This window comes from Collinsella aerofaciens ATCC 25986, assembly GCF_964239575.1.
Lineage (GTDB): Bacteria > Actinomycetota > Coriobacteriia > Coriobacteriales > Coriobacteriaceae > Collinsella > Collinsella aerofaciens_BQ.
This window is the reverse complement of sequence record NZ_CAXSQQ010000041.1, coordinates 1-5,425: the sequence shown is the minus strand read 5'-3', so window position 1 is coordinate 5,425 and position 5,425 is coordinate 1. Positions and strand designations below refer to the sequence as shown.

3 rRNA genes are annotated in these 5,425 nt (G+C 63.4%); all 3 read left to right on the top strand.

Annotated elements, in window-relative coordinates:
• The first annotated feature begins 226 nt into the window (after window positions 1-226).
• A 16S ribosomal RNA gene (locus tag ACESUZ_RS09860) occupies window positions 227-1,732 on the top strand.
• Between the two features lie 398 nt (window positions 1,733-2,130).
• Window positions 2,131-5,105: ribosomal RNA gene (locus tag ACESUZ_RS09855) — 23S ribosomal RNA — on the top strand.
• A 147-nt stretch (window positions 5,106-5,252) separates the two neighbouring features.
• Window positions 5,253-5,368: ribosomal RNA gene (rrf, locus tag ACESUZ_RS09850) — 5S ribosomal RNA — on the top strand.
• The 16S, 23S and 5S rRNA genes sit together here, the layout of an rRNA operon.
• Window positions 5,369-5,425 lie beyond the last annotated feature (57 nt).

The window sequence follows — 5,425 nt, the reverse complement described above, 5'->3', positions numbered from 1 at the left end:
AGGCGTGCACCTTGAGAACCGGATACTGCGAGGATGGACACATTGAGTGTCGCATCCGGGCAGACATCGAACCATTTGAAATGGTCTAACTTGGATTTGTTTTTCGCAAGGCCGCCGAGAGGCGGCCCCGAGAAATTCCTTTTCCTATACTAGAACCATATGAATCGAACGGAACCGATCAGCGTAACAGTTGTGAGGACCGGACGGGCTCGAAGCCCATATATTTTGGACGGAGAGTTCGATCCTGGCTCAGGATGAACGCTGGCGGCGCGCCTAACACATGCAAGTCGAACGGCACCTATCTTCGGATAGAAGCGAGTGGCGAACGGCTGAGTAACACGTGGAGAACCTGCCCCCTCCCCCGGGATAGCCGCCCGAAAGGACGGGTAATACCGGATACCCCCGGGCGCCGCATGGCGCCCGGGCTAAAGCCCCGACGGGAGGGGATGGCTCCGCGGCCCATCAGGTAGACGGCGGGGTGACGGCCCACCGTGCCGACAACGGGTAGCCGGGTTGAGAGACCGACCGGCCAGATTGGGACTGAGACACGGCCCAGACTCCTACGGGAGGCAGCAGTGGGGAATCTTGCGCAATGGGGGGAACCCTGACGCAGCGACGCCGCGTGCGGGACGGAGGCCTTCGGGTCGTAAACCGCTTTCAGCAGGGAAGAGTCAAGACTGTACCTGCAGAAGAAGCCCCGGCTAACTACGTGCCAGCAGCCGCGGTAATACGTAGGGGGCGAGCGTTATCCGGATTCATTGGGCGTAAAGCGCGCGTAGGCGGCCCGGCAGGCCGGGGGTCGAAGCGGGGGGCTCAACCCCCCGAAGCCCCCGGAACCTCCGCGGCTTGGGTCCGGTAGGGGAGGGTGGAACACCCGGTGTAGCGGTGGAATGCGCAGATATCGGGTGGAACACCGGTGGCGAAGGCGGCCCTCTGGGCCGAGACCGACGCTGAGGCGCGAAAGCTGGGGGAGCGAACAGGATTAGATACCCTGGTAGTCCCAGCCGTAAACGATGGACGCTAGGTGTGGGGGGACGATCCCCCCGTGCCGCAGCCAACGCATTAAGCGTCCCGCCTGGGGAGTACGGCCGCAAGGCTAAAACTCAAAGGAATTGACGGGGGCCCGCACAAGCAGCGGAGCATGTGGCTTAATTCGAAGCAACGCGAAGAACCTTACCAGGGCTTGACATATGGGTGAAGCGGGGGAGACCCCGTGGCCGAGAGGAGCCCATACAGGTGGTGCATGGCTGTCGTCAGCTCGTGTCGTGAGATGTTGGGTTAAGTCCCGCAACGAGCGCAACCCCCGCCGCGTGTTGCCATCGGGTGATGCCGGGAACCCACGCGGGACCGCCGCCGTCAAGGCGGAGGAGGGCGGGGACGACGTCAAGTCATCATGCCCCTTATGCCCTGGGCTGCACACGTGCTACAATGGCCGGTACAGAGGGATGCCACCCCGCGAGGGGGAGCGGATCCCGGAAAGCCGGCCCCAGTTCGGATTGGGGGCTGCAACCCGCCCCCATGAAGTCGGAGTTGCTAGTAATCGCGGATCAGCATGCCGCGGTGAATGCGTTCCCGGGCCTTGTACACACCGCCCGTCACACCACCCGAGTCGTCTGCACCCGAAGTCGCCGGCCCAACCGCAAGGGGGGAGGCGCCGAAGGTGTGGAGGGTGAGGGGGGTGAAGTCGTAACAAGGTAGCCGTACCGGAAGGTGCGGCTGGATCACCTCCTTTCTAGGGAGATACATTCTTAGAGAGATCAACTTAACTCGAATGGAGGGCAGGAGCCCGTCCGGTTGATGTCGCCCGGAGTAAGTCCCCGCAGCACCCGGTCCCCGGGGTCGCACCCGCGTACCTTGAGAGCCGCATAGCGATAGGAGAGAGATGGAAGATCAATTTCTTCCAGACTCGATTCTTTTCTGCGATTTATCAGACAGAATGATAGCAATCATTCATCCGATCCAAACAAGAAGAATTCACTTATATATGAGTGAGGAGCATCTGATCGCGAGCACAGTTCAACTGCTGTGCCGCGGTATGAGATACCCGAATTGCGACATACGAGCGCTATTCATGATATCGATTAATTAATTTTAGCGACACGTGGATATCCCGCGGGCCCGAGTGCGGTCCCGCAAGATACCACGGGCGCACGGCGGATGCCTTGGCACAGGGAGCCGATGAAGGACGCGGCAAGCTGCGATAATCCCCGGCGAGGAGCACACATCCTTCGACCCGGGGGTCTCCGAATGGGCGAACCCATGCACAGCAGTGTGCATATCCCCACCCCGAACACATAGGGGCGGGGAGGACAACCCGGGGAACTGAAACATCTAAGTACCCGGAGGAGAGGAAATCAATCTCGAGACTCCCCGAGTAGCGGCGAGCGAAAGGGGACCGATGGCCAAACCGTCGAGCGGGCATACCCGGCAGGGGTTCCGCCGACGGGGTTGCAGGGCCGCGCATCCGGGGGCTGCCGCCCCCGGGCGCAGGTCCGGCTGGGGAGCGGAACGGCATGGGAGGGCCGGCCGCAGCGGGTGACAGCCCCGTACGCGAACCCAGACCGGACGGCGCGACGCGGTCCCTGAGTAGGGCCGGGCACGTGAAACCCGGTCCGAACCTGGGTGGACCACCATCCAAGCCTGAGTACTACCCTGTGACCGATAGCGCACCAGTACCGTGAGGGAAAGGTGAAAAGCACCCCGGGAGGGGAGTGAAACAGTACCTGAAACCGTGCGCCCACGAGCAGTCGGAGCACCTTTATGGTGTGACGGCGTGCCTTTTGTAGAATGAGCCAGCGAGTCGCTGGCGCGGGGCGAGGTTAACCGAAAGGGAGCCGGAGCGAAAGCGAGCCTTAACAGGGCGACTTGAGTCCCGCGCCGCGGACGCGAAGCCGGGTGAGCTATCCGTGGGCAGGCTGAAGCGGGGGTAAGACCCCGTGGAGGGCCGAACGCACGTCGGTTGAAAACGGCGGCGATGACCTGCGGATAGGGGTGAAAGGCCAATCAAACCCGGAGATATCTCGTTCTCCCCGAAATAGCTTTAGGGCTAGCGTCGCGCGTTCACCGCCGGAGGTAGAGCACCGGATGGACGAGGGGGCTTCGCCGCCTACCGAATCCAACCGAACTCCGAATGCCGGCGGCCCAGAGCGCGGCAGTCAGAGCATGTGGGCTAAGCTGTGTGCTCGAGAGGGAAACAGCCCGGACCGCCCGCTAAGGTCCCCAAGTTCCAGCCGAGTGGCAAAGGATGTGCGTCCGCCCAGACAACCAGGATGTTGGCTTAGAAGCAGCCATCCATTCAAAGAGTGCGTAACAGCTCACTGGTCGAGTGGACATGCGCCGACAATACACGGGGCTAAGCTGGACACCGAAGCGGCGGGATTTTAATTCATTAGAATCGGTAGGGGAGCTTCCCATGGGCGGAGAAGCCGGAGGGCGACCGACGGTGGAGCGCATGGGAGTGAGAATGCTGGCATGAGTAGCGAGAGACGAGAGAGTAACTCGTCCGCCGTGAACCCGAGGTTTCCTGGGCAAGGCTAATCCTCCCAGGGTCAGTCGGGGGCTAAGGCGAGGCCGGGAGGCGTAGCCGACGCGCAGCAGGCAGACATTCCTGCACCGCGCACGCGGCGCTACGACCGACGGGGCGACGGATGGGGGTGGCTCGGCGGGGTTCTGGACGTCCCCGTGATGGAGCGCGGCCCGCGGACCAGGGAAATCCGGTCCGCACGAGGGCGAGGCTCCGGACGAAGCGACTGAGCGAAGCGAGTGAGCCCGAGGTCCCTAGAAAAACCCCTAGGCAGGCGCGTGCGCGCCCGTACCGCAAACCGACACAGGTGGGTGGGTAGAACATACCGAGGCGATCGGGTCAACCATGGTCAAGGAACTCGGCACAATGGCCCCGTAACTTCGGGAGAAGGGGTGCCCGCGCGTACGTGAACCGGCTTGCCCGGGGAGCGGAGGCGGGCCGCAGTGGAGAGGCCCAAGCGACTGTTTACCAAAAACACAGGACTCTGCAGAAGCCGCAAGGCGACGTATAGGGTCTGACGCCTGCCCGGTGCCGGAAGGTCACGCGGAGGAGTTAGCGCATCGCGCGAAGCCCCGAAGCCAAGCCCCGGTAAACGGCGGCCGTAACTATAACGGTCCTAAGGTAGCGAAATTCCTTGTCGGGTAAGTTCCGACCTGCACGAAAGGCGCAACGACTTGGGCGCTGTCTCGACCATGGACCCGGTGAAATTGCACTGGTCGTGAAGATGCGACTTACCCGCGGAAGGACGGAAAGACCCCGTGAACCTTCACTGCAGCTTGGCATTGGCCGCTGGTCCCGCGTGTAGAGGATAGGCAGGAGGCACAGATCCGGAGGCGCCAGCCCCCGGGGAGCCGCCCTTGGAATACTGCCCTCGCGCGACCGGCGTCCTAACCCGAGGCCGTCAACCGGCTCGGGGACCGTGCCAGGCGGGCAGTTTGACTGGGGCGGTCGCCTCCTAAAGGGTAACGGAGGCGCGCGAAGGTCCGCTCGGGACGGTCGGCAACCGTCCTTTTGAATGCAAGAGTACAAGCGGGCTTGACTGCGAGGCCCACAAGCCGAGCAGGTGCGAAAGCAGGCTCTAGTGATCCGGCGGCCCCGAGTGGGTGGGCCGTCGCTCAACGGATAAAAGGTACTCCGGGGATAACAGGCTGATCTTGCCCAAGAGTCCACATCGACGGCAAGGTTTGGCACCTCGATGTCGGCTCATCGCATCCTGGGGCTGGAGCAGGTCCCAAGGGTACGGCTGTTCGCCGTTTAAAGCGGTACGCGAGCTGGGTTCAGAACGTCGTGAGACAGTTCGGTCCCTATCCTCCGTGGGCGCAGGAGAATCGATGGAGGCTGCCCCCAGTACGAGAGGACCGGGGTGGACGCACCTCCGGTGAACCGGTTGTCGACCAACGGCACGGCCGGGTAGCCGCGTGCGGCGCGGATAACCGCTGAAGGCATCTAAGCGGGAAGCCGTTCCAGGGATTAGTTCTCCTTCCGGTAAGGGCCCAGGTAGACTACCTGGTCGATAGACGGCAGGTGCAAGGACGGCGACGTCCTCAGCCGAGCCGCACTAATCGCCCGAGCTCTTCCGGAACCGCACCTCGCGGCCCGCGGGACTGAGCGCTCATGCGCGGTCCGGGCACGAGGATGCCCCCGAGTCATCTCCCCTATGCGCCATGCGGCCCCCAGGGCACGTGTAGAGTGAGACCCAGGACACCGTAACGGTGGGCGCCGCCCACCGGTCAGCGGCCAGAGCATGGGGGGCACGCCCGGTCCCGTTCCGAACCCGGAAGCTAAGCCCCATCGCGCCGAGAGTACTGCGGGGTCAGCCCGTGGGAGGCCAGGGCGCCGCTGACCGGTGGACGGCACCGAGCCGTACGCTTGAACTGAGAAGGGGGAGGCCTCGCGGCCTCC